Origin of the sequence: Silvibacterium bohemicum (assembly GCF_001006305.1) — a bacterium.
In the GTDB taxonomy this organism is placed as follows: domain Bacteria; phylum Acidobacteriota; class Terriglobia; order Terriglobales; family Acidobacteriaceae; genus Silvibacterium; species Silvibacterium bohemicum.
Window position 1 is genome coordinate 118,233 of sequence record NZ_LBHJ01000019.1, and the last position, 25,394, is coordinate 143,626.

Genomic DNA, 25,394 nt, shown 5'->3' on the forward strand with positions numbered 1-25,394 from the left:
TAGCGGGGCCGGATCTTTTGACTGGGGCTGCGCTGGATCTGGGGGGAAATGGCATCTGGGTATCGGACATCTGTGCTCTCTGATCGGTGGATTTAATCGCCCGTACATCCGTCGATAGTGCAACTGAGATGCCAAACCGCAGCGGCATCTTTTGCTCCGCAAAACCCTGTATTTAGAGATGTATTTCGTGAGTTGGATCGGCGCATGGTCCGGCGAAGACCTTGATGGGTTAAAAATAAACCGCCGATGGGTTAATTATTTACCCATCGGCGGTTTATCTTTTGGAAATAGAAAATTGGAACGCTATACCGCTAACTGATTTCGAAGATGTCTTCGACCTTGGCCGATTGCGCCTGGGCCTTCTCCGCAACCTGCCTCGCGATGGCGTAGAACTGTGCGGCCTTGGGAGAGTCGGGACCGGCCAGTGCTATCGGCAGACCGGTGTCGCCGCCCTGCCGGATCTCGGGATCGAGCTCGATCGAGCCGAAAAAATTCAATCCAAACTGCTTTGCCGTCCGCTCGGTTCCGCCCTTCGAGAAGATGTCGATCTCCTGATGGCAGTGCGGGCAGGTGAAGTGACTCATGTTTTCGACCAGGCCGAGAATCTCCACGTTGACCTGGTGGAACATCTCCAACGCCTTGCGTGCATCCTGCAGCGCCACATCGGAGGGAGTCGAAACCACCACGGCTCCGGTCAAAGGAACCGTCTGCACCAGCGAGATGACCACATCGCCTGTTCCCGGAGGCAGGTCAATGAGCAGGAAATCCAGCTCACCCCATTGCACCTGCTGCAGGAACTGCCGGATGATCTGGTGCAGCATGGGTCCGCGCATGACCATAGGCTTGTCGCTGGGAGAGATGAATCCCATCGAGATCACCTTCACTCCATGCGCGACGTTGGGCTCGATCTGGTTGCCTTCGAGGATGCGCGGCTGTTTGCTCGTGCCCAGCATCAGTGGCACGTTGGGGCCGTAGATGTCGGCATCGATCAACCCGACGCGAAAGCCCAGCTTGGCCAGGGCGACGGCCAGGTTGACCGACAGCGTGGTCTTACCGACTCCGCCCTTGCCCGATCCAACGGCTACGATGTTTGCCACGCCCGGCAATGAAGTCGGTGCGGGAGGTTGTGGTGCGTGTCCATGTGCCATACTGCTACTCCTGTTCTCTTATTGAGCTTTGAGGCTGCTCAGCGGCTAAAGCCGCGTGTTTTATGTGTGCGAAACGGCATGGCTGAAGCCATGCCCTGATACAAAACTTAGCCACTGCCAGTTGCTGCATGGCTGAAGCCGTGCCGCGATACAAAACCTGGCCATTCCGATTGCAGCGCCGTCTGAATCTGAAGCCGTGTCCTGATATTCATCACGCTGCAACCCAATGACCGCGAAATTTCTCCGCGTGCTTCAGTTTCTGCCCGGACGAACCGAGCCTTGCACCTCGACCTCCGCGGGCTTGGCGGCGCGTTTGCGCTCCAGTTCGCGCTGACGCAGCTCGCGGCGGCGTGCAGCATCGGCGAAGCGGCGTTTTTCGTCTTCCGACTCAGGCGCAAGCTGCGGAACTGGCACGCGGCGTCCCTGCGAATCGATAGCCACGAACGTGAGGTAAGCCGAGGCAACGTGACGATGCATTCCGGCAATGGTGTTCTCCACCCAGACTTTCACGCCTACTTCCATCGAGGTGTTGAAGGCCCGGTTGAGGGATGATTTCAGGATCAGCAGATCGCCCACATGCACCGGCGCGATGAAGTCGATGTGATCCATCGATGCGGTGACGACGTGGGTGCGGGCGTGGCGGTAGGCAGCCATGGCTCCCACCAGATCGATGAAGTGCATCAGCCGGCCGCCGAGCAGATTACCCAGCGTATTGGTGTCGTTCGGCAGAATCAGTTCGGTCATCTCCGATTGCGACTCGGCAACGCCGCGCACCGGAAGCGAATGGCCGGGAAAGTCCATGCTTGTGCTCTCTTTCCGCTTTTCGGGCGAATGTCCGTGCCGCCCGGTTGCGTTTGCCCAATGGTCGATGAGGGTCAATTCCAGTGTCGGCAATTGCGGCATTTTACGCAAATGCCGACGGAGCAAGCGGAGGTTTTAGATTGATTGGGCCCTCTGAACCTAGCGGAGATTCAAGGAAAGCGGCCAGATAGCTATTTTCAGCTGCCTGCTGGAGATATAGACCGGTTCTGAACTGCTTGATGAGAGCATTGGCTTGTTATCGTCAGTTAACCAAAAGCTCCGTCTTTGCAGGCTGACGTTTTGCTCGATCACTTCCTATAAACCGACTTGCCACCACTCCTCTCGCCCAACCCGTCAATTCGCCTTTGGCGACTGCATATCGCTGGTACAAAACTCCTATCTGCGAAATTTATAATTTAATTACCTCATTTCCGGCGTTCTGTCGGTTTTGAGCAAGCAAGGAGGGCGCCAATGGGCGAGAGCGAACGCGGACTTGAAGTTGAGGAACTCTCGAATACTCCAAAGCTGAAATCGAGCGCCTCTCTTCGATGCAAGGGCCTATATTTAGGGGAGTTTCATAGCGGCGTCGATGCTGTCCTGCCTTCCTCCCCAGGCAGGCACGTTATCTTCCAGCTCAAGTCCGGTCCGACCAGAGGTGAGCATCGCTTGGAGCATGGAACGGTTATCCCATTCACAAAGAAACCCGAGACAATCACTCTCGTTCCCGCTGGACCTGCTCCAAGAGTCTCCCTGTTTACGCCTGCCGATTTCATTTATTGCGCGATGGACAGGGAGTTCATCGGTTCAATCGCCGAGGAGATGGACCGCAACTATTCCACAATTCCTTCCTTCCGATCCGGCGTCCACAATGCCTCTATCGAGGCCATCCTCCAGTTGCTGAGCAAGGAATTGGAAACAGGAGCCCCATCGGGCGCTCTCTACGTTGACTCACTAGCGCACGCGCTCGGGGTGCGCTTTGTGCTCGCCGATGAGGTTGCGAGGATGGCCGGCGTCGCAACCACCTCCGGCCTACCGCCGCATATTCTCATTCGGGTGCAGAATCGAATCGAAGCCGAGTTGGGAAACTCTCTGACGTTGGAGGCGCTGTCGCAGGAGAGTGGATACAGCAAATCTCATTTTCTTCGGATGTTCCAATCGGCAGTGGGGCAAACGCCGCATCAGTATGTTCTTGCGAGACGGTTACACCGTGCTCAGCAGCTTCTGAAGCGGGAGCACCTCACCATCGCGGAAGTCGCACTATCATGCGGCTTTTCAAGCCAGGCTCATATGACTGACGCCTTCCGTAAGCAGCTTCAGACAACACCTGGCGAGTACCGCCGCAATTCATAGCAGGATTCCAGTACGACCGCATTCTGCTGGAAGATCCAACCCTTCGCTCCCTTCTATCTTCGGAACAGTTCGAGCAAGTGGCTCTTCGTGAGTTACCTCAACCTGCCCGAACGGAAGAGGATTGATGAATTACGAAACAATAAACCCCACCACGGGCGTGCGCGTTGCGAGCTTCCCAGCGCACACCGCTTCGGAAGTAGAAAAAGCAATTGCAGAAGCTCACAGCACATACCACGTCTGGCGGCTGTCCACCTTCGGAGAACGGGCGGCCATTCTCCGCAAAGTAGCTGACTTGATGCGCCAGCGTATCGAGCCGCTTGCGGCAATGATTACTCTGGAGATGGGGAAGCTGATCGATCACAGCCGTGGCGAAACTCTACTCAGCGCCGACATTCTCACCTACTACGCAGACAACGCAGAGCGGTTCCTTGCTCCAGTACAACTGAAGCAGGCAAGCGGGGGCGCGACCGTCCTCAGCCAACCCATCGGCGTCATCTTCGGCATAGAGCCTTGGAATTTTCCTTACTATCAGCTGGCACGCTTCGCGGCGCCGAACCTGATGGCCGGAAACACTGTCCTCGTGAAGCATTCGCCCTCTGTCCCACAGTGTGCTGACCTCTTCGCCCAGCTTTTCCTTGACGCAGGTGCAGCCGTCGGGACTTACACGAATCTCCGGCTCACAGAGGAGCAGGCATCGCTTGTCATCGCGGACAAACGAGTGCAGGGAGTTGCCGTCACGGGCAGTGAGCGCGCAGGATCGGCAATCGCTGAGCAGGCCGGCAAGATGATGAAACGCTCGACGCTGGAGCTAGGTGGGAGTGACCCATTCATCGTGCTTGAAGATGCGGACATCGATCAGGCGGTTTCTACCGCAGTTTTCAGCAGGATGATCAATATCGGCCAGGGTTGCGCCTGTGCGAAGCGTTTCATCGTTGTTGAAGCTGCTTACGATCAGTTTCTGCAGGGAGTTCGGAAGGCTCTGTCGTCGCTCGTCGCAGGCAGTCCTGTCGACGCCACCACGACAATAGGACCTCTGTCATCGGAGAGAGCACAGAACCTCTTGCTGGAGCAGATTGAGCGCGCTGTATCGGCCGGGGCCACACTCATACAAGGAGGCGTGAAGATCAAGCGTCCGGGCTTCTATGTTGAGCCAGGCATCCTTGCGGGTATCGACCGAAACAATCCCGCTTACATGCAGGAATTCTTTGGACCAGTATTTCTTCTTTTTAAGGTTCGCGACGAGGCTGAGGCCATCGCCTTGGCAAACGACACGCCTTTTGGTCTGGGCAGCACCATCTACACCGGCAACATTGACCGTGCACAGCGGCTGGCTCTCGAAATTGAAGCTGGTATGGTTTCGATCAACGAGCTACTTTGGACCGCGCCCGATCTGCCGTTCGGGGGCGTCAAGGGATCTGGTTATGGACGGGAGCTCTCCGAGCTTGGCATCCACGAGTTCGTCAACAAGAAATTGATTCGGTCGGCGGCTAAGCCGGTGAGATATGTGGCTGTGGGTTGACGAACATGTGCAAGAACTCCCGGGTTATTTACCTAGTGCTGTCAACAGTGAGAATCATCCGGTGCATTAACAACGCCGCTATGGCGCCATTTCCAGCCGGATATATTGTGCAGGCGCTTTATTCGATGGTCTTCGGCTTCGACGGGGCCTATCGGGGTAAGCTCTTAGACGCGGAGTCCATAATCCTCACCTCTGAACATACCGCCAAGGCGCTGCGCTGTTCCCAGGCTTCGACGCAAATCCCGATGTTGTCGTGAGCGAATCCCTTCAGGCGGTCTAAGTGGAAAGCATCCTTCCGAGTTCCTGCGCCGGTCCGTACTTCTGTTCCAGCGCAGGAACCAAACTCTCCATCCTGATTACTGCAAGCTTCCTACGACGCAGTCGTACCGCATGTCGAGGATATTGCTGAGCTTGTATCGCGACAATCGCGCGCGGCAGCCGGCAAAAAACGGCAACAAAATCCCCCCCGCTTCGCAAGACAAGAAACCCGCGAGACAATAGAGTCATGGATAAGGTTGCAATGTTGAACGAGATCCTCGCTCAGGATCCCAAGAACGCCTTTGCCCGCTACGGCCTGGCCATGGAATATTCGGGGCAGGGTGAGACGGAGCGGTCGCTGCACGAATTCGGACAGCTGCTGGCCGATCATCCCGACTACACGGCCGGCTATTTTATGGCAGCGCAGACGCTGGCCAAGGCCGGTCGGAATCCGGAAGCGAAGCAGCGTCTGACCGAGGGCATCGCCTCGGCGCGCCGCACCGGCAATCAGCATGCGCTGGGTGAGATGCAGGCCATGCTGGATGAACTCGAATTTGCCGACTAGAGCATTTTTTCTTTAGATGTAGACCGAGGAGATGCACTTAGCGAATTTCCAAAAGGGCACAGCAATAGAAAAATGCTCTAAAAGACCGTTCAGAATGAGCTCGATGCAGCGCGGTGCGGCTTCACCACATCGTTTTGGGAGCACATCAAAATCACTGCTGGGAGGCCCGTTTTTTGCCGGCCGGAACGCGCATAATAGCTTGGCATGAGAATTTCCCTGTTTCCGCTGGATGTCGTGCTCTTTCCAGGAACCGGACTGCCGCTGCACATCTTCGAGGATCGCTACAAGGAGATGATCGGGGAATGCATGGCGGATCGCACCGGTTTCGGGGTGGTGCGCGCCCAGCAGGAGGGCCTGGCCGTGATCGGGTGCACCGCCCAGATCGTTCGCGTCCTTCACCACTATGACGATGGCCGGCTGGATATTTTCTGCCAGGGCGAGTCGCGATTCGAGATCCAGATGCTCGAAAACAGCCGGGACTTTCTCGAAGCCGAGGTTGACTTCTTCGACGACGAGGGCGATGTGGCTCCGCGTTCTCTGCGGGAGGCGTGCGCGGCTCTGCACTTCGAAACACTGGAGCTGGCGGGGATCGAAATGCAGACCCTGCACCTCAGCCTGGACGAACCGATCTCTTTTAAACTGGCCTCGGCTCTGCCCGCCGATCTGGGTTTCAAGCAGCAGTTGCTCGGGCTGCGCTCCGATGTTGAGCGCACCCACCGGCTGCTCGATTTTTACCAGGCCATTCTTCCCAAGCTGCGCATGGGCGCATACGCCGCCAAAGCCTCCGGCCAGAACGGGCACGTCATGTGATGCTGGCCCCGCGGGGCGCGGATTTTCGCCGGAGCCAAGCGGAAGCGCGGCTAGCGTGAATCGTACCGGTCCCCCGGATCGTCTACTCTGATAATAGAAATCTTCTAAATAACCCGCAGTGCATCACTGCCCGGAGATTGAAATGGCGACACAAAGCCTGCCGACAACGCTGGGGGATCTTCGCAAGAGCAAGGATTTTTCCGAAGCGCGCCTGCAAGGGCGTTCCGTGAAAGACGAGCTGCGCGAAAACCTGATCGCACGTCTGAAGACGCGCGAAACCATCTTTCCCGGCATCATCGGCTATGAAGACACCGTGGTCCCGCAGATCGTCAACGCCGTTCTGTCGAAGCAGAACTTCATTCTGCTGGGCTTGCGCGGCCAGGCCAAGAGCCGCATCCTGCGCTCGCTGACAGCGCTGCTCGACGCGCATACGCCCTACCTCGCCGGCTCCGAGATTCGCGACAATCCCTACCGGCCGCTCAGCAAGTGGGGCCGCGACCTGATCGCCCGGCACGGCGACGCCACGCCGATCGCCTATCTCTCGCGCGAAGAGCGTTACGTGGAAAAGCTGGCCACGCCGGACGTGACCGTAGCCGACCTGATCGGCGATCTCGATCCCATCAAGGCGGCGCGCGGCGGCGAAGACCTCTCCAGCGAATTCACCATGCACTACGGGCTGCTGCCCCGCGCCAACCGCGGCATCTTCGCCATCAACGAGCTGCCCGACCTGGCCGGGAAGATTCAGGTTGCGCTCTTCAACATCATGCAGGAAGGCGATGTGCAGATTAAGGGTTACCCGGTCCGGCTGGAGCTGGATGTCGCGCTGGTCTTCAGCGCCAACCCCGAGGACTACACGGCGCGCGGCAAGATCGTAACTCCGCTCAAGGACCGCATCGGATCGGAGATTCGCACCCACTACGCGGAGACCATCGACGAAGGCCTGACCATCACCGCGCAGGAGGCGTGGACGGATCGCGGCCTCGCGCAGCTGGAGATTCCGCAATATCTGCGCGAGATCGTCGAGCAGGTGGCCTTTTCCGCGCGTGAAGACAAGCGTGTGGACAAGCGCAGCGGCGTGAGCCAGCGGCTGCCCATCTCGACCATGGAGCTGGTGGTTTCGAATGCCGAGCGGCGCGCGCTGGTGCACGACGAATCACTGGTGCTGCCCCGCGTCGGCGATCTCTACGCGGCGCTTCCCGGCATCACCGGCAAGCTGGAGCTCGAATACGAGGGCGAGATGCGCGGCGCGGATATCGTCGTCAAGGAAGTGATGCGCACCGCCATCGGCAAGATCTTCGACAAGTATTTCTCGGCGACGAATACCCAGCAGATCGAGCAGTGGTTCAACCTGGGCGGCACGACCAGGGTCGAAGACAGCCAGCCGACCAAATCCACTCTCGAAGAACTCCGCCAGATTCAGGGGCTGATCGAAAAGCTGTCGCCGCTGGGCATCAAGGGATCGAGCAAGGCGGAGGAGATTGTAGCCGCGGCGGAGTTTCTGCTCGAAGGCATGTGCGCGCATCGCCGCCTCAGCCGCAGCGAAGAGCGGGCCTTCGTCGCGCAGAAGAAGGCGCAGCCCTCACGGCAGGAGCGGCCCAGCGCCGAAAATGAATACGACGAGTGGCAGACGCGGCGCTCCCGGCGCGGGGGACTGAACTAGAGTCTGGCCGTCCAGGCGGACTCTATGTCCAGCGATTGCGGAGTAGGTCAGAGTCAAGGGCATGGAGGCACGGAATGAAGCGGGTTCGGTATACCAAGTACAACGGCGACCTGGCGTCGGAGATGAGCATGGACGACCTGCTTCAGGCGCTCTCCGACTACCTGCTGGATTCCGGCTTTCAGAACCCCTTTGCCGATTTCCAGGAGCTGGACCACACCCTCGACGACCTTCGCGAGGCCCTGCGCCGCGCTCTTGAGTCGGGCGACTTCCTCGATGACCGCATGCAGGAGGCAGTCGACGCCCTGGCTGAGGAGGGTAAGCTCGACAATCTGATCGAAAAGCTGATCGAACGCATGGAGCAGGAAAACTTCATCTCCAGCAGCATCTCCGAGCATCCCGGCGAGATTTCCCGCAGCCCTGGACAGCGGGGCGACGCGCAGCAGCAGGTGCGCTTCGAGGTGACCGACAAGAGCCTCGACTTTCTCGGCTATAAAACACTGCGCGACCTGCTCGGCTCGCTGGGCAAATCGAACTACGGACGCCACGACACCCGGCATTTTGCCACCGGCATCGAAACCAGCGGCGGGTCACGCCAGTATGAATTCGGCGACACGCTCAATCTGGACGCGACCGCCACGCTGACCTCGGCCATCGCCCGCGAAGGACTGTCGCTGCCATTGAACATCGAATATCGCGACCTGCAGGTGCACCAGTGCGAATACCAGAGCTCCTGCGCGACGGTGGTGATGCTCGACTGCTCGCATTCGATGATCCTCTACGGCGAAGACCGCTTCACTCCGGCCAAGAAAGTGGCCATGGCGCTCTCACATCTGATTCGCACGCAGTATCCCGGCGACTCGCTGAACCTCGTGCTCTTTCACGACTCCGCCGAAGAGATGCCTGTCTCGCAGCTGGCGCGGGTGAAGGTCGGCCCCTTCTACACCAATACCCGCGAAGGCCTGCGGGTGGCGCAGCGCGTGCTCAAGGCACAGCGCAAGGACATGAAACAGATTGTGATGATCACCGACGGCAAGCCCTCGGCGCTCACCCTCGAAGATGGGCGCATCTACAAAAACGCCTTTGGCCTCGATCCTCTGGTGGTGAGCGAGACGCTGGAAGAAGTGGCCCGCTGCAAGCGCTCCAACATCATGATCAACACGTTCATGCTGGCCTCCGATCCGGGGCTGGTCAGCTTCGTCCACAAGGTGTCGGAGATGTGCCGCGGTAAGGCTTACTTCACCACCCCGCAAAACCTCGGCGAATACCTCCTGATGGATTACATGCAGCGCAAGACGCGAACCATCCACTGAGCTACGCGAAGCTCCGCTTCGAAATATCGGCCGGCGGAATATCGGCGATACTCTGGCGCAAGCTTCCCGCGAGCGCGACTACTGTTTTCAATTTTGCCGCCAGCGAGGGTGAGATTCCCGGCTCAGCGTGGGCCAGCTCGGCATGGAGCAGCAGCCCGGCAAGGCCCTCCCTGATGTCGCTCCGGATGGCGGCAACAGCGGTACGCGCTGCGATCTCTCCCTCTCTCTGGCGCCGTTCGAGCGCAGCCCGCACCGAGCGCTCCACGCGTCCGTAGCCGGAGAGAGCGAAGTTGATTTCGAGCGGAGTGGCGGGGCCGGTGTGCCGCAGCAGCGCCTCAGCTCCGTGATGATCGTCCTCGATCAGCGATTCGTCGAGGATGGCCAGCAGGAAATCCTGGCGCCGCAACGCGGCGAGCCCTTCCCTGCGGCTGGAGGCTACTTCGACCGGCATCTGGAATTGTTTGGAGAGCATGGCGGCGCAGTTTTCGGCGCCGGCAATCGCAGTAATCATCAGTATTCCCTGCATATTGTTCCTTTCCTTGGCATTCGAAAGCCGTATCGATGCGGCTCATCATCGGATCGGATTGCGAGACTCATGATGCGGCTTGGAGCAACGTGGGCAAACTTCGTTCCAACAAGCCCCTGCTCAATCCCCTGCCGCGGGCTCACCCACGCCGTATTCCTTCAGCTTCCGGTAGAGCGTCGTCTTGCCGATGCCGAGCAGCTTGGCGGTGGCAAGCTTGTCGCCATGAAGCTCGTGCAGCGCCTGGAGAATCGCCGTCCGTTCGACCTCCGCCAGAGGCGTCACCCCGTGAGACGGAGAAACAGCCGGCCTTTCGCTGTCCCCTCTTAGAGAGGTCTCGCGATGGGCATGCAGGCGGAAGTCCTGGAGGCAGGTGGGTAGATTGCCAATGTGCAACACCGGACCTGTAGTGAGAGCACAGGCTCGCTCGATGGAATTTTCGAGCTCCCGGACATTGCCCGGCCAGGCGTATTCGGTCATGATGCGCAGAGCGTCATCACTGAAGACGCAGGGCACTTCGCGCCGCTGGTTGCACCGCTCCAGAAAGTGCTGGGCCAGCAGCGGAACATCCTCGTGCCGGTCGCGCAGCGGCGGGATACGGAGACTCACCACGTTGAGCCGGTAATAAAGGTCCTTGCGGAAGCGGCCCTGCTCGACCATTCCGGCTAGGTCGCGATTCGTCGCGGCCAGAATGCGCACATTGATGGGGATGCGATGCGTGGCGCCGACCGGCCGGATCTCCTTCTCCTGGAGCGCCCGCAGCAACTTGGCCTGAAGATCGAGAGGCAGCTCGCCGATCTCGTCGAGAAAGACGGTCCCTCCCTCTGCCGCAACCAGCAGCCCATCTTTCGAGCGGTTGGCCCCGGTGAATGCGCCCTTCGCATAGCCGAAGAGCTCGCTCTCGACCAGCGTCGGCACCAGCGATCCGCAATCCACGGGGAGAAACGGCTTGGCGGCATGAGGACCATTCGCGTGGATCGCCCGTGCCACCAGCTCTTTGCCGGTGCCGCTCTCGCCGATAATCAAAACCGGATGCGCGGTCTGCGCCACTTTGGAGAGGATGCGATACAGCCGTTCCATCTCCGGGCTGCTGCCGATGATGTTTCCCAGCCCTCGCTGTCCGCGCAGCCGCTCGCGCAGCCGGCGGCTGGCCGCGTCGATGCTGTGCTGCCCGGCAATCCGACGCAGAATAGCTGCAAGCTCGTCGACATTGAAGGGTTTGGTCAGGTAGTCCGTAGCGCCGGTACGCATGGCCTCGACCGCCGAGGTCACAGTCGCAAAGGCGGTCATGGCGACGATGGCCATCTCCGGCTGCAGGAGCCTGATCTCCTCCAGCAATTCGAGATCCCCCGCCGGATTGCCCTTCAGGTCAATCAACAAAATATCGACGCTGTTGCCGCGCAGCAGGTTGCGCGCCGCCTCGATGGTGGCGACGCCATGGGCGGCGAAGCCGCGGCTGGAGGCAATTTCGCAGCACGCGGAGCGCACTGTCTCGTCCTGGTCGACAACCAGGACGTGAAGACGTACCGCGGGCTCGGGGACGTACGCGCAGAGGGAGTTCATTGGCTTGTCTCGAATAGTTGCAAGCATTCTATGCATCCTTTTCCGTTTTCGTCAGCACGGAAATTGCGCAGTTAACAAACTCAGTACGTGCCGGAGGTAATCTCCGGTCAGTGGCTACGCTGCCTTCGCTGAACTCAGGTGCGATGCCCGAAGCGAAATCCGATCCTGCCGCAGCCGCTCTTCTCCGGTCCTTGTCCACGTTACAGCTCCGCCTCTCCTTGTTACACGTCGAGTGCCAAAGTGTGGGGAGGATCAATATCGAATGAATGGACGGTCTTAGCGATGAGGGGAGGAACGGCGTTGGCGCCCCGTATTTTCCAAAATGAAACGAGAAGGTTTCGGTTTGACCACGATCAGAAGCTAGCTCCATGGAAAGATGCATCTTCGGGCCTTGACCCAATCTGGAACGCTCAGTCCCGTTTCTGAACTGCCGGTCGAGGATGTGTTCCGTGATCGCGCTCCGCAAGACCTCGTACAATGAGCAGCGATGCAGACCAATGAAAAGTTCTTTCGCAGTGAAGGGCGATCCCCTTCCGATCTTCGTCCCGTGCGGCTTACGCCGGGTTATGTGGCCACCGCCGAAGGCTCGATCCTGATCGAAGTTGGTAATACCCGGGTGCTGTGCAACGCGACCGTGGAGCAGGGCGTTCCCGCGTGGATGCGCAACAGCGGACGCGGCTGGGTGACGGCCGAGTATGGCATGCTGCCGCGCGCCACGCTCACGCGCAGCCCCCGCGAGGCCGAGCGCGGCAAAGTCGGCGGGCGCACGCATGAGATTCAACGGCTGATCGGCCGCTCCTTGCGCGCCGTAGTCGATATGCAGGCGCTGGGCGAGCGCACCGTCATTCTCGACTGCGACGTGCTGCAGGCCGATGGAGGCACGCGCACGGCGGCCATCACCGGAGCCTGCGCGGCGCTGGCCATCGCCTTCAACCGCATGCTGGCGGCCGGCGCGCTGAAGAGTTCTCCTCTGAAGCAGCTGGTTGCGGCCACCAGCGTGGGCATCGTCGAAGACACCGCGCTTCTCGATCTGGCCTACGAAGAGGACTCGCAGGCCGAGGTCGATATGAACGTGGTCATGACCGAAGACGGCGGCCTGGTCGAAGTGCAGGCCACCGCCGAACGCGTCGCCTTTCCCCGCTCCCGCATGCTGGAGATGATGGATATGGCCGAGGCCGGCATTCGCCAGCTGCTCGACGCACAGCGGGAGGCGCTGAAGCGCGAACAACAGGAACGCGCACCGGCGAAGTAAGAATCCTGGAGAAGTAAGAATTCTGGAGACGAGACCGGCGGAGAGCCAAAGAGAGACGGTCCGCGCAGCTTTTACATTGAGAAAAGCTGCGCGGATCGAATCTCCCCAAGGTCTCCGGAACAGGAAAAATGCTCTAGAATGGGTCGACACAATTTTCGGCCCCGCCCGGAGCCCGGAACATCTCAAACCGCAAGAGCAGGAGAAAAATTATGCCATCGAAGATCACCCCAGGAAAACTGGAAGGGTTGAAGGCCGTGTCCAATGAGCGCGGCGTGATTGCAGCAGCGGCCATGGACCAGCGCGGTTCTTTGAAGAAATCTTTGGCCAAGGAAAAGGGCGTCGCCGATCTTCCCGACTCGGCGCTCATCGAGTTCAAGGAGCTGGTCACCGAGGTGCTCACCAAGCATGCTTCGGCCATCCTGCTCGATCCCGAGTTCGGCCTGCCCGCCTCGAAGAAGCGCAACGGCAAAGGCCTGCTGCTGGCCTATGAGAAGACCGGCTACGACGCCGCCACCCCCGGCCGCCTGCCCGACCTGCTCGATGTCTGGTCGGTGCGCCGCCTGAAGGAAGCGGGTGCGGACTGCATCAAGATCCTGCTCTACTACACGCCCTTCGAGAAGTCGCACGTCAATGACCTGAAGCATGCCTGGATCGAGCGCATCGGCGACGAATGCCGCGCGCACGATATTCCCTTCTTCCTCGAGTTCGTCGGCTACGACGTGCACGGCGAGGATGAGAAGGGTATCGGCTACGCCAGGCGCAAACCGGATATCGTGACCGGCTCGATGGAAGAGTTCGGCAAAGAGAAGTACGGCGTCGACGTGCTCAAGGTCGAAGTGCCGGTGCAGATGGAGTTCGTCTCCGGCACCAAGTCCTTCAAGGGCGAGCAGGCTTACACCCGCGCCGAGGCTCTCGAACACTTCCGCATCGCTGCCTCCTCCACCCACAAGCCGTTCATCTATCTGTCGGCCGGCGTGAGCAATCCAGTCTTCATCGAAACCCTGGAGCTGGCCGGAGAGAGCGGCACCACCTTCAACGGAGTGCTCTGCGGCCGCGCCACCTGGAAGGATGGCATCGCCATCTACGCCAAGCAGGGCGCCAAGGCCTTCGAGGAATGGCTCAACACCCAGGGCGTCGAGAATATCAACAACGTCAACAAGGCGCTCGAAGCCGCGCACTCCTGGTATGACAAGATCGATGTGAAGGAACCGGCGCTGGCGTAAGAAGAAGTTAGTAATCGCAATATAAAGCCGTCCCGATTGGGACGGCTTTGTATTTGTGGCATGCGACGCCTTCCGTGCAAACCTTCACGATGGCGATTGTTGACCATGATTCAATGAAGCCGCCGGATCTGCCATTTGCATTCGGTGCATCATGAAGTGAAGCTCCTAAATGAGTTGTATCCTTATCATCAGTCGACGACTCAAAAGATCCAGAATCAAGGGTTGATGCGAAGCGCTGATCGTCACGTGCGCTCTGAGTCTTCGCTCGCACAGTGACGGCATCGGCTTAAGATCGAATATCTGTAGGAAGCGAGGTTTGAATGGACCAGTCCCCTCTAATACCAAAACCGTTTCGGCTCGGGCCGTTCGTCGTTATTGCCGCGGTGGTTGGCATAGCCGCCGTTGCTTTCGCATACACTGCCGGATGGCTTTCCCCCCACAGGCTGACTCCTAAGAAGCTGGTCGCGGGATTGGCGCCGCCCGGCGGACCGGCGCTCGGCCATCGCCGCAACCACGCCAAAGGCATCTGCTTTACCGGAACACTGAACGCGAATGGGGATGGCTCGACGCTCTCCAAGGCGCAGGTTTTTGTCCGCGGTCAATATCCGGTTGTGGGACGCTTCAACCTTGCTACCGCAGATCCCAATGCAGCGGACGCCATGGTGCGTGTCCGCGGTCTCGGCATCAGCATCACTACGCCGGACGGCCAGGAATGGCGCAGCGCCATGATTGATGCGCCGATCTTTCCGGCTTCCACGCCGAAAGACTTCTACGGACTTCTGACCGCCTCCGCAAGCAAGGACCCAGATGCGATGAAGGAGTTCATTGCAGGCCATCCGGGGTTTCTTACCTTCCTCGGTTGGGCCAAAAGTGCGCCGTGGACCTCGAGCTATGCGGAAGAGCGTTACAACAGCCTCGACTCCTTTCTGTTCGTCGACCAATCCGGCGCGAAGCATCCCATTCGCTGGTCGCTGATTCCAGCGGCGCAACCGGTTCCTATCGCGCCTGGGGATCTGGCGAAACGCGGCCCCGATTATCTTGAGCAGGAGATTACTCAGCGTGTTTCCGCCAGCCCTCAACGCTGGACTCTCGTGATCACTGTCGCAAACCCTGGCGATCCCACTGCGGATCCCAACAAGGCGTGGCCTGCGGATCGTCGCACCATCAACGCCGGTACGCTCATCGTGCAACAGATCGAGCCGGAGCGCGATGGCCCGTGCCGCGACATCAATTTCGACCCGACGGTTCTGCCTTCCGGAATTACAACGTCGGATGACCCATTCCCCGCTGCTCGCTCGGCGGCATATTCCCGGTCCTACAACAGCCGTACGGCCGAATCCTCGTATTATCCGCGTACCGACGCAGGAGCAAAGCAATGACAACAGCCCGCACACGCTTTACAGCGCCGCAGCGATTGCTTCATTGGCTTATGGCCATCTGCATTTTGTCCATGCTGTTCATCGGTGTCGGCATGGTCTCGACCGTCACTCCCAAATATTTGACACTGGTCCAGATTCATAAGCCGCTCGGCATCGCCATTCTCGTCCTGGTGCTCATCCGCCTGACGCTGCGCTTGATTTACGGCGCTCCGGCGCTGCCCGCCGGTCTGCCGGAGCCGATCAAGCTGGCGGCCCATCTGTCGCAGGTCATTTTGTACGCGCTGATGATTGCCATGCCCATCATCGGCTGGGCGATGCTGTCCGCCGCTGCCTACCCGGTGGTGCTCTTCGGCGGTGTCCATTTGCCACCGATCCTGCCTGTAAACCCTGGCCTGCATACGCTGCTGTGGCATGCGCATTATTACCTGGCCTTTGCCTTCTTCGCTGTCATCCTGATGCACGTTGCAGCGATTCTCTTTCACAAGCTGGTCAGAAACGACGGGGTATTTGAAACCATGGCGCCTGTGCTTACGCACGATCGCTCAGAGTGATCGCCCCGCGCTTTTGAGAGTCTCCTATCGATAAGGACGCCTGAGGGTTTCGCCGGAATCGTCGAAACCCAGCGTCGCGATCGTTCCACAGAATAATGTGCCGTTCGCTGCAAATGGCGGCGGCTCCAGCCGCTTCGGCTACTTCTGTTGTTTGAAGTAGGCGATGATGTCCGATCTCTCCTGTGCCTTGGGAAGATGAAAGTCCATCTTGTTGTCTGCCACCATCGTGTCCGGATCGCTGAGCCATTTATCCAGCGTCGCTTCGCTCCATGTAACGTTAAAGCTTTTCAGAGCTGTCGAGTAGTCGAACCCGGCTACGCTACCCGCCCGCCTACCGAAGACACCTCCCAGTGGAGGCCCTTCTCGATTGCCCTGCAATGCATGGCAGCCTGTGCATCGCTTTTCAAATACCATCTTGCCCCGTTCAGCATCGCCGGTGCCGGTTGCGCCTGACTGTGATGCTGCATCGCTTTTTTGCATACTCGAGAGCGTGGCCACCTCTTGAGTCGTCAGAGCGGAACTTGGGTGAAGAAGCCGGTATTGCAGCGGCGGCATCTCATTGGCCTTCGCTTCGTGAATGATCTGTCCGATCGATTCCTCCTGCATATCGGCAGGCATCTGATCCCAGATTGAAAGGTTCATCCTTTCGCGTGCCTTTACGATATCCCGCTCAATAAGCCACGATCCCGGCGCCAGGCGCGCATACACCGGCCACCGTGTTTCATTCGAATGGCAGTCGGCGCAGTGGTTGATCAGAATTTTCTTTGCGTCTGCCGGCATATTGGCCTGTACCAGCAACGTGTCGAGCCCCTTTACAGGCTCGACACGGGGGTCTCCAAAGGGATGAAAAAATCCCCCAATTAAAGCAATAGCTACGGCCAGCACAATGATTACAGCTGAATATCTCACACGCCCTCCGCCAGCGAGTGATCGACCACGGCAAGATGACTGTGTCCGCGAACCACCTGGACATTGGTTACTCCGATCACGCTTTGCAGCTTGCCGGCTGGAACGACCATAGGTCCGGGGTTGGGAGCGGTGCCGGGTGCGGGCTGGGGAAATGCAGTAGCCATTGCGGTATGAAACGCAACGTTGCCTTCCACCTTCTGCACCACCTGATGGATATGACCGTTCAACACTGTGACCGATCCAAAGCGCTTCATGAGTGAGAGCGCCTGCGCGCCATCGGCCGTGCCCCAGCCCCACTTCTCATAAACCATCCACAATGGAATATGAGCGAACACCACAAGGGGTGTAGAGGCGCTCAATCCTGCAAGGTCGGATTTCAGCCAGGCCAGCTGGTCCGCACCCAGGTTACCCATTGCATCTACCTGCACGCAGTTGTTCAATCCAACAAAGTGAACGCCTTTGTGGTTAAAGCTGTACCAGCCACTACCCATCGTTCCCTTGCCATAGCGTTCCTTGTAGAGCGCTCCATCGTCGAGCGAGAAGTCGTGCTCTCCCGGGACATAGAACACCTCCGAGACCTTGGAGCTCTTGATCACCTGCGAGGCCGTGTCGAACTCCGAGGCCTTCGAGTTCTGCGTGATGTCGCCGGTGTGAATCATGAAGTCCGGAGCCTTCCCGCTTGAGGATGCCGCATCGATCTTGGCGATGGCCGTCTGCAGTGTTCCCGTAACATCCGGGTTTGCGCCCTTGTTGAATCCAATATGACTATCGCTGATCTGCACAAAAGAAAAATCTGAGACCTTACCGGCGCCGCCAGACTTGACCGCCTGCGCCAGCAGCCTGGACGTTGGCACGCCGCCGGCCATCGTCCAGAGCAGACCCGTGCCCGCCCATGCCATGCATCCCAGAAAATTCCGCCGGTCGATCCCGTCACTCGCAGGCTCCGCCTGGTTGTCCTGCACTACTTCGTCTTCTTCAAAATGATTCATATCCAGCTCCCATCGATTTACTTGCCTGCATCGTTGATAACTGGCGAGGGCCGGATTTATTCGCGACGAAATGTGCAATCTGACCGAAGAATAAAACTGCCGGAATTTAGTTCTCCAAACTATGATCCCCTCCGAGGAAGATTCCACCGGTGTGTGCGGCGTCGCATCGGATCGAGTACCCCCGCAACAAGGCGCTTACATTTTCGGCAATCGATCATCGATGCGAGCAGCACGTTGCTTGCTTCTTTTCTATTTCTTTCTACATCCCCTCGGCTGGAGCCAGCAGAATAGCAATTGGACGAAAGAAGAATTGGTCTGGCGAGAGCATCGCGCCTCGCGTCTTTTAAGCGACCCTCCCCGTGGATGGCTCTCCGTAGTCGGCTTGGACTGGTTGACTGAGGGCGCTTCAGTCTCAGTGGGATCGGCCAGCGATAACACGATTCGCTTGGACCACTGCTCACCGCATCTTGGTGTCTTCCATCTCAACCATGGGAAAGTGACCCTCACAGCTTCCGCAAGCGGATTTCCGGGCGGCATGCAGATGGATGGTCAGAAAGCGAGCGAGCAAACCCTCCGCCCCTTTCCCAGCTCGGACAACCCATCCACAATCAAAGACGACTCCGTGACGATCTATATCTTGGCGGCTGGCAACAAGCTTGGACTCAGCATCTGGGATTCCAAGGCGCCCGCCAAACTGCAGTTTCACGGCTTGCAGTATTTCCCCCCAGACCCCAACTATGTCATTCACGCTCGTTGGATTCCCTACACTCCGCCTCGTGTGGAGACGCACGCCTCGATCCTGGGGATTTCCAATCAAAGCACGGTACCGGGAGTTGCGGAGTTTGTTCTTGAAGGCAAGAGGTTTCGAGTAGAGCCACTGGATAGGGACGAGACTTCGCTGCAATTTCCGCTGGCCGATCGTACCAACGGCGCCTCAACGTATGGAGGTGGCCGCTATCTCCACACTGCTTACCCTAGCCACGGCTTGGGGCATCCAGGAACGATAGTGCTGAACATGAACCGTCTGTACAACCCTCCGTGTGCCTTCACCCACTCTGTCAACTGCACACTGGCGCCGGCTCAAAACCGGCTGACAGTAGCGATAAACGCAGGCGAGAAGAAGTACTAAGGTTCTGCTCTCCGCGCAAGTTTCATCTCCATTCACGACTCTAAGTCGCATCGAGGACATCTGTACAATGCCAGCCCGTAACGGTAGCGTGCTGTTCGAACAACTTGCGCTACCTCTGCTGCCGTCGCTTTATAGCCACGCATTCTGGCTCAGCCGAAACCAGGAAGATGCTGAAGACATCGTGCAGGAGACAATCTCCAAAGCACTGCGCGCTTTCGACTCCTTCCAATCCGGCACCAATTTCAGAGCATGGATCTTCCGTATCCTGCGCAATACGTTCCTGACATCGCGCGCTGCCATTGCAACCTCACGCACAGTTTTCATGGAAGACCATGTCGATCTTTTCGACGTCAGCGATCCTAGTCCGACTCCGGAAGACCACCTCCTCCGACTCGACAATCATGCGGCACTGACCGAAGCGTTGGAGCGCCTGCACCCGCAGCTTCGCGAAGTTCTATTGCTCTGCGAGATAGAGGAGCTCAAATACAAAGAAATTGCTGTCGTTCTCGACATACCGATTGGCACCGTTATGTCGCGAATCTCTCGTGCTCGCAGAACCCTTTACGCGCAACTGAGCCAGCAAGTTGGGTCGTTGCTATGATTCAAGACCATCAACATCTGAGTTACGAAGAGGTAAGCGCCTTAGTCGATGGCGAGTTGATACCACGCGACGCACACGATCTTGAGCAGCATCTGGCGTCGTGTCATTCCTGTGCCCTCAGCGTTATTTCTGCCATGCAGCTCAAGAGCGCCACGAAGCGCGCCTTTAAACGCTTCGCCCCTCCGCCAGAAGTTCTCACTCGCTTTCGAGCTCGACTTCTCCCGGAAACGCCGAAGAATCCTGCTCGCGTTTACACAGCGCGGTCATTGATACGGGGCGCACTTGCCGCATGCCTGCTCCTTGCATTATCTCTACTCATCCGGCGAGAGGTACGCCAATCCAGCGGCCTCGCTGCGGAACTGCTCGATCAACACTTGGCTTTGCTCTCTAGCGACTCCCCGCCTGAAGTCATCTCGAGCGATCGTCACACCGTAAAACCCTGGTTCGACGGCAAGCTTCCATTCAGCTTCAACCTACCCGATGCATTTCCTTCCGGGACTACTCTCAAAGGTGGTGATCTCATCTTTCTCGACGGGCACCCTGCTGCGTTGCTCGTCTTCACGGTAGGCAGGCACCAGGCATCGGTCTTTCTCACGCAGAGATCGTTCGCTGGAACTCCATCCGTTGCCCGCAGAACTCTCTCCGGATTCACAATCCAGTATGCGAAAACTCAAGACCTGTATCTCACCGTCGTGAGCGATGGAAATCCCTCTGATCTCGCCCTCCTCGTGTCCGCCTTAGTAGCGGAACAATCGCCTCGTTAGGCTCGTGGATGCTTCGCTTCGTCTTAGATTTTTTTGCCAATGCCCAGAATAAAAGCGGACTACGCCAGTTCTCTGATGCAGAGGTAATAACAATGTCCCGAGCACTTACCCACTCTATTCGGGTAATTGAAGAATCCGGAATATCAGAGCGGAAAGATGCAAAACCGCAAGAAGAGATAAAACAAAATATGAATGCAAAACTTTCTTTAGATAAGTACAACCAGCTTCTCGCTCCTGCGCGAGAACGGTTTGAGACGAGCATCGGCCTCAGTGCCATTCGGTCCGGTAACGATCCGCGAATGCTGGAAGCCTTTCTCCTCTACTTCTGCGCAATCGGCGCTCAGATGACAGAACCGGTAGAGAGCTGGATTCGCCGGGCGGCCGCACGCTGCGCAGACCTTGGTTTTTCGGCACTCGCCGAAGCATTGCTTCGACATGCGCGAGCCGAAGCCGGTCATCACCTGATGATGATTGCCGACCTTCGCTCTCTGGCAGCTCACTGGAACTTACGGCATAAGCCCCCTGTCGATGCCGATGAACTGCTGCGTGTCGCACCCAGCCGCGGAGCGAAAAACTACTGCCTGGTGCACGAGGAGAATATTGTCGGGAACACACCCTACGCACAGATTGCTATTGAGTACGAGATAGAGCAGCTTCCCCTTCGCTACGGCGGCTTGTTTGTAGCTCGATGTCTGGAAATCTTTGGACCGGATATTCTTCCCTCCATAAGCTTTGTGACTGAGCACATCGATCTCGATATCGGTCATACAAAGTTCAATGCACAGGAACTGGCAAGAGTCATCGACCAGATTCCTGAAAGCATGCCAGTCCTGGTGGCAGCAGGCGGCGCAGCATTGGATGCCTACGCGCAATTCCTCACTGATTGTGTCGAGCTTGCTCAGCTTCATTGCCAGGCGCTCGAGGCCGTCTCGGAAGTGCCTTCCGAATTCCTGACATGGCAATTACGCTGCCCGATCCGGGGTTCGATGAATGAATTGGAAGATTCGCCGGCAGAATGGTTGGACGAGGTAAGAGCTCTTCGTGGAGCCGCTCTCTTCGATAATGGCAAGCGGCCAAAGTTTAAATCTGCCGATGGGTGCTATACAGACGCTGACCCGATAGATCTCTATTCATGGCATGTACTGGCATATGCCGGCGACACTCTTGCGGGTTGTGTGCGTGTCTACCCCCTGGCTGAGAACAGCCCGCCGTGTTTAACGGAAGACCTGCTGGGAGATAAATCCTTCGAGGAAACATTAGTCAAACTCGCCTCCAATCGTGGCGATGTCATCGAGATCGGAAGATGGGTGGTGGACCCTGTCCTCCGCGCGCAGAATGGACTTGCGCCGGGCATCGGTTTACAACTCGCCGCTAGTGCCGGAGCGCTCGCTCTCGCGCTCGTGAATCAATCGCAGTCGACAAATGCCGTAGCATTGTTTTCTGCCGGAAGCCAGGATAATCAGTACCTGATGCTGTGTCGCCTGGGCTTGAAAACCATCTACGGACTCGAACCTGTGATCTCCGCCGAGTACAACGACGTGATACGAGTGATGTACTGCAAAGGCCCGCAAAAACTGCAGCACCGATTTCGTCGCCTGATGGATGCCATGGCAAGCCTTATGAAAATGGATCGGGCGCTCCGCATCTCATCACTTTGGAGCGCTTGTGTTGAGTTGTGCCAGTGAAAGACGGGCACGCTGGATCTGGGCACCCTTCAGAAACCGAAACAAGTTGGCTTCAGGCATTCTGTTAGGAAGGTTCTACTGAATGACTCGCAGAAAGCGTTGGGCCTGCCACATTGGCCGAAGTCGAATTTGACTTCATTGCGGCAGGCCCATCTCATTCAATCCCCGGCAAGTTGTCTGATGGCCACCTGGTTGGGCCGCTTAGTTGGGTAAACCAACGCGCTGCACAAGATGTTGGAAGCGCGGGTCGGAGCGGAGAGGATCGAACGCCGGCCGTATCAGCACGCCGGGGTTGAATCGTTCCGCGTATCCCTTTTCGAGCCAATTCATCGCTTCATCCATATTTCCAAGTGACACATAGATCGCGGCAATCTCAGAAGCATGGGAATACGTGGCCGTTGAACTACTCTTCAGCTTGTTTAGAAGCTTCATGGCATCGCTCGTTCTGCCGGATAAACTGTAAGCCCGGGCAAGATTAGCGATGCATGTCGGGCTGTCTCCAGAAAGTTCGACCGCCTTTTGCAATTCTGTGATCGCCTGGTCGAACATGTGCTTCTGCATGTAGGCCTGGGCCAGTTGATTGTGTGCCATGGCAAAGTTAGGGTCCAATGCGATGGTTTTTCGGCTTTGCTCTATGGCTGCGTCATAAGAGTGTGCAAGGACAAGCAGCTCTGCCAGATCTGAGTTAATGATGAGAGACAACGGATCCAGGCTCTCTGCTTTTTTCATCTCCACAATCGCCCCGTCATATTGTCCCAACAGAGCCAGGTGCCAGGCATACCAATGGTGAGCGGTTGCGTACCCTGGGTTGAGCTCGATAGCTCGCCGAAATTCCTTTCCGCCGGAGTCCAAATCCCAGTCGAACCCATCCAGCACAAATGCAAGCGAGGTGTGAGCTTCGCCGGGAGCGTTGTCCAATTTGATTGCATTGAGCGCTGCGGCCTTCGCTTTAGGGTAGGCCTCCCTGGGCGTCATCACAGCATATTGCCAGTCGCCCAGCAACGCATACGTATCAGCTAAGCCGGAATAGGCCTTGGCATAGTTAGGATCTTCTTCGATCGCCTGGTTGAAATAAGTAAGGGCAACCTTTAAATCATCCGCTGTTCGCTTGCTCCAAAAATATCTGCCTTTGAGATAAGACTCGTAAGCTTGCGGATCAACAACCGTCACGCTTGTCAGCGCAGCATGTTCTTGTGGCGTTAGATTGACTTGAACCTGCCCTGCAATGGCTCTTGCAACCTGATCCTGCAACGAGAGAGTATCTCGCAACTCACCCCGGTAGCTATGGGACCAGATGTGCTTGTCCGTGGAGGCGTCGATCAGCTGGGCCGTGATGCGGACCTGGTTGCCGGAACGGAGTACCGTGCCTTCCACCACCGCGTCCACATTCAGCTCCCGGGCGATTTCAGGCAGAGACTTGTGCGAACCCTTGTAGACCATTGCCGAGGTACGGGAGATCACCCGCAATGCGCTGATCTGTGCCAGGTCTGTAATCAGCTCGTCCGTCATTCCATCGGAAAAGTAATTCTGTTCCGCATCGCCAGAAAGATTCTCTAGCGGAAGCACCACCAGAGACCGGATGGCGGCGGGCCTGTGATAGCGAGAAAGAAAAAACGAGACGGCGGGAACCGTCAAGGCTAAAGCAATCGCCAGCGCCATCAAGGCTCGATTGGTTGGCCGCAACCCAGATCCGGGCGAAGGGCTGGGCGAAACGGCCACTCCGGCGCCTTCGAGCTGAGGGAGATCCTCAATTACAGGCGGAACGCCGACCCCGTTGCCTTCGAAAGGATGCCCAGGCTCGGTCCCCATCAAGCCCGCGGATGCGGGTTCCGGCCGTCGTATGCGGCCGCTCGCGTCGACAAAAGAGACCTCCGCAATGAAACGATAACCGCGTTTGGGAAGAGTCTCGATATATCGCGGATTCTCCGCGGAATCCCCAAGCGCGCTCCGAAGCTTCGCGATCCCGATGTTCACCGCCTGGTCGGAGTCGCCAAAACTTTCGTTGGGCCACACGCGGCTGCGTAGCTCTTCCCTGGTGACGACTTCCCCGGGGCGCTCCAGCAAAACCTCCAGCAGTTTAAGCGGCTGCTGTTGGACCCTGATTCTCACACCCGCTCTGCGCAACTCGCCCGATTGCAGGGAAACCTCAAAGGTCCCGAATCGCACGATGGAGGTCTGCTGCAGTGGTTCCATATTGATGTTTTTTCCCGAAGTCTAGCATTTTGCCCGGTCATGCTTCGCGAATGCAGGAGAAGAGATCTTCGTCCTCCGTGCGTTTGCGCACCTGTGCCGAGTATATCCGCAGAGATAACCGCCTTCGCCATCAAGCACTTGCCGGGCAATGAACCGGCTATGAGGAGAAAAGGTCGGGTGAATGGATGCCTGCTGTCCAAGCGGTCATTGTTGAGATGCGATTCGGGAGAAGACAATTGACACTCATTGGCTTTAGCCCGCGGGGCATGGTCCATCTTGGACCTTCACCCGCGCGGGACGATTGTTCCTCGGTCGGATTCGAAGAATTGGCCTTGCCGTTGTTCGACTCCCTTTACCACTTCGCGCGCTGGCTTGCGCAGAACCAGAGCGATGCCGAGGATCTCGTGCAAGAGACTTATTTGAAGGCTCTACGCGGCTTCAAATCGTTTGAGCCTGGCACCAATTTCCGGGCATGGATATTCCAGATCCTGAGGAACACGTTTTTAGGTTCATGTACAAAGCTCGAGCGGCGCATGACCGTGATGCTGAGCTCGGAGGAGGATATACCTCCAATTTTCGCCACTCCCGAATCTCTGTTCCTCCGCTATTCGGAAATCGACGCCGTGCGATGTGCAATCGAGCAGCTGCCCGCCAAGTTCCGCGAAATCATTCTGCTGTGCGACGTTGAAGATTTGTCTTACCGGGAGATTGCGGAGATATTGTCGATCCCGATGGGAACCGTTATGTCACGCCTAGCCAAAGCCCGAAAGACGCTTCGGGAATCCCTTCGGAGTACTCGCTGTACGCCAACGTCAGCAGACTTGCCTCATCCCGGCCCTCACCTGAAGAAGCGAAATACTCTCGCGTCGAGGGACGCCGGAGAGCGTCAGCTCTTCAGAACTTCCTCGGACGAGACATTTGAAGCCGCCGAGAGAGAGCCGCTCATCGCCGTGCCAACGTGTTGCGGATGAGCTTGGGTCTTTGATGGCGATTTTTTGTTTGTGTAATGGAAGCGCAGTTGTTGATTCTCGATGAGCGATTCGCACACAAGAAGTTGAAGTGTGGTGATGATCGTGTAACACGGGGCAGATGGTCTCTTCGCACAGTAAACACGCAGACATCTCTAGGAATGAGTCTTTGCACGACGCACTCGACGGAAATTGCGGATCGAAGGATACGGTTGGATTGAACGAAACGACCAGAAAGCCGAGC

General features: G+C 57.8%; 22 protein-coding genes and 2 pseudogenes. 16 read left to right on the forward strand and 8 right to left on the reverse strand.

Features of this window, described 5'->3' with window-relative positions:
- Positions 1-311: 311 nt before the first annotated feature.
- Positions 312-1,148, reverse strand: a complete 837-nt coding sequence (locus XX99_RS22030) for an Mrp/NBP35 family ATP-binding protein (RefSeq protein WP_050061576.1) — start codon at positions 1,146-1,148, stop codon at positions 312-314.
- A gap of 252 nt (positions 1,149-1,400) precedes the next feature.
- Positions 1,401-1,949, reverse strand: coding sequence for an acyl-CoA thioesterase (locus XX99_RS22035; protein ID WP_050061786.1), 549 nt, complete (start codon positions 1,947-1,949; stop codon positions 1,401-1,403).
- A gap of 471 nt (positions 1,950-2,420) precedes the next feature.
- Between XX99_RS22035 and XX99_RS22040 the strand changes: the two genes are divergently transcribed.
- From XX99_RS22040 to XX99_RS22070, 6 genes are all read left to right on the forward strand, one after another.
- Positions 2,421-3,299, forward strand: a complete 879-nt coding sequence (locus tag XX99_RS22040; RefSeq protein ID WP_050061577.1) for a helix-turn-helix domain-containing protein — start codon at positions 2,421-2,423, stop codon at positions 3,297-3,299.
- A gap of 124 nt (positions 3,300-3,423) precedes the next feature.
- Positions 3,424-4,818, forward strand: coding sequence for an NAD-dependent succinate-semialdehyde dehydrogenase (locus XX99_RS22045; RefSeq protein WP_050061578.1), 1,395 nt, complete (start codon positions 3,424-3,426; stop codon positions 4,816-4,818).
- A 505-nt stretch (positions 4,819-5,323) separates the two neighbouring features.
- Positions 5,324-5,641: a tetratricopeptide repeat protein gene (locus XX99_RS22055; protein ID WP_050061580.1), complete on the forward strand. Its 318-nt coding sequence runs from the start codon at positions 5,324-5,326 to the stop codon at positions 5,639-5,641.
- A gap of 204 nt (positions 5,642-5,845) precedes the next feature.
- On the forward strand, positions 5,846-6,451 hold the full coding sequence (locus tag XX99_RS22060) for an LON peptidase substrate-binding domain-containing protein (protein WP_050061581.1): 606 nt from the start codon (positions 5,846-5,848) through the stop codon (positions 6,449-6,451).
- A gap of 142 nt (positions 6,452-6,593) precedes the next feature.
- Entirely contained in the window at positions 6,594-8,111 is a 1,518-nt protein-coding gene (locus XX99_RS22065; protein WP_050061582.1) for a sigma 54-interacting transcriptional regulator, read from the forward strand.
- Positions 8,112-8,185: 74 nt separating this feature from the next.
- Positions 8,186-9,421: a vWA domain-containing protein gene (locus XX99_RS22070; protein ID WP_050061583.1), complete on the forward strand. Its 1,236-nt coding sequence runs from the start codon at positions 8,186-8,188 to the stop codon at positions 9,419-9,421.
- Position 9,422: 1 nt separating this feature from the next.
- Here XX99_RS22070 and XX99_RS22075 read toward each other — a convergent pair whose 3' ends face one another.
- Both XX99_RS22075 and XX99_RS22080 read right to left on the reverse strand, forming a co-directional pair.
- Positions 9,423-9,947, reverse strand: a complete 525-nt coding sequence (locus tag XX99_RS22075) for a hypothetical protein (protein WP_050061584.1) — start codon at positions 9,945-9,947, stop codon at positions 9,423-9,425.
- Between the two features lie 120 nt (positions 9,948-10,067).
- Entirely contained in the window at positions 10,068-11,534 is a 1,467-nt protein-coding gene (locus XX99_RS22080; protein ID WP_231581560.1) for a sigma-54-dependent transcriptional regulator, read from the reverse strand.
- A gap of 460 nt (positions 11,535-11,994) precedes the next feature.
- Here XX99_RS22080 and rph point away from each other — a divergent pair, with 460 nt between their 5' ends.
- The 4 genes from rph (at position 11,995) to XX99_RS22105 (ending at position 15,912) form a co-directional block, all read left to right on the forward strand.
- Positions 11,995-12,759 (forward strand): ribonuclease PH, encoded by a 765-nt coding sequence (rph, locus tag XX99_RS22090; protein WP_050061586.1) that lies wholly within the window; start codon positions 11,995-11,997, stop codon positions 12,757-12,759.
- A 209-nt stretch (positions 12,760-12,968) separates the two neighbouring features.
- On the forward strand, positions 12,969-13,982 hold the full coding sequence (locus XX99_RS22095; RefSeq protein WP_050061587.1) for a tagatose 1,6-diphosphate aldolase: 1,014 nt from the start codon (positions 12,969-12,971) through the stop codon (positions 13,980-13,982).
- Between the two features lie 320 nt (positions 13,983-14,302).
- A complete protein-coding gene (locus XX99_RS22100) occupies positions 14,303-15,361 on the forward strand; it encodes a catalase family peroxidase (protein WP_050061588.1) in 1,059 nt (352 codons plus the stop codon).
- A complete protein-coding gene (locus tag XX99_RS22105; protein ID WP_050061589.1) occupies positions 15,358-15,912 on the forward strand; it encodes a cytochrome b in 555 nt (184 codons plus the stop codon). Before XX99_RS22100 ends, XX99_RS22105 begins: the two co-directional genes overlap by 4 nt.
- A gap of 138 nt (positions 15,913-16,050) precedes the next feature.
- Here the strand turns inward: XX99_RS22105 and XX99_RS22110 are convergent, their stop codons facing one another.
- Positions 16,051-16,821, reverse strand: a complete 771-nt coding sequence (locus XX99_RS22110; protein WP_050061590.1) for a heme-binding domain-containing protein — start codon at positions 16,819-16,821, stop codon at positions 16,051-16,053.
- A complete protein-coding gene (locus XX99_RS22115; protein ID WP_050061591.1) occupies positions 16,818-17,810 on the reverse strand; it encodes a metallophosphoesterase family protein in 993 nt (330 codons plus the stop codon). The genes XX99_RS22110 and XX99_RS22115 overlap by 4 nt, the downstream gene beginning before the upstream one ends.
- Before the next feature lie 496 nt (positions 17,811-18,306).
- Here XX99_RS22115 and XX99_RS27845 point away from each other — a divergent pair, with 496 nt between their 5' ends.
- From XX99_RS27845 to XX99_RS22135, 5 genes and pseudogenes are all read left to right on the forward strand, one after another.
- Positions 18,307-18,939 (forward strand): DUF1684 domain-containing protein, encoded by a 633-nt coding sequence (locus XX99_RS27845; RefSeq protein WP_184084991.1) that lies wholly within the window; start codon positions 18,307-18,309, stop codon positions 18,937-18,939.
- A gap of 67 nt (positions 18,940-19,006) precedes the next feature.
- A complete protein-coding gene (locus XX99_RS22125) occupies positions 19,007-19,540 on the forward strand; it encodes a sigma-70 family RNA polymerase sigma factor (protein WP_050061593.1) in 534 nt (177 codons plus the stop codon).
- A pseudogene (locus XX99_RS28200) lies at positions 19,537-19,644 on the forward strand (zf-HC2 domain-containing protein); the annotation flags it as partial. The gene XX99_RS22125 and the pseudogene XX99_RS28200, both read left to right, overlap by 4 nt.
- A 270-nt stretch (positions 19,645-19,914) precedes the next feature.
- Positions 19,915-20,304, forward strand: a complete 390-nt coding sequence (locus tag XX99_RS28205) for a hypothetical protein (RefSeq protein ID WP_231581578.1) — start codon at positions 19,915-19,917, stop codon at positions 20,302-20,304.
- Positions 20,305-20,312: 8 nt separating this feature from the next.
- Complete coding sequence (locus XX99_RS22135; RefSeq protein WP_082125833.1) at positions 20,313-21,989, forward strand: GNAT family N-acyltransferase; 1,677 nt, start codon at positions 20,313-20,315, stop codon at positions 21,987-21,989.
- A 201-nt stretch (positions 21,990-22,190) separates the two neighbouring features.
- Here the strand turns inward: XX99_RS22135 and XX99_RS22140 are convergent, their stop codons facing one another.
- Both XX99_RS22140 and XX99_RS28210 read right to left on the reverse strand, forming a co-directional pair.
- Entirely contained in the window at positions 22,191-23,648 is a 1,458-nt protein-coding gene (locus XX99_RS22140; RefSeq protein WP_231581576.1) for a tetratricopeptide repeat protein, read from the reverse strand.
- A 231-nt stretch (positions 23,649-23,879) separates the two neighbouring features.
- A pseudogene (locus XX99_RS28210) lies at positions 23,880-24,182 on the reverse strand (winged helix-turn-helix domain-containing protein); the annotation flags it as partial.
- A 266-nt stretch (positions 24,183-24,448) separates the two neighbouring features.
- Here XX99_RS28210 and XX99_RS22145 point away from each other — a divergent pair.
- Positions 24,449-25,153 (forward strand): sigma-70 family RNA polymerase sigma factor, encoded by a 705-nt coding sequence (locus XX99_RS22145; RefSeq protein WP_082125888.1) that lies wholly within the window; start codon positions 24,449-24,451, stop codon positions 25,151-25,153.
- The last annotated feature ends 241 nt before the right edge of the window (positions 25,154-25,394 follow it).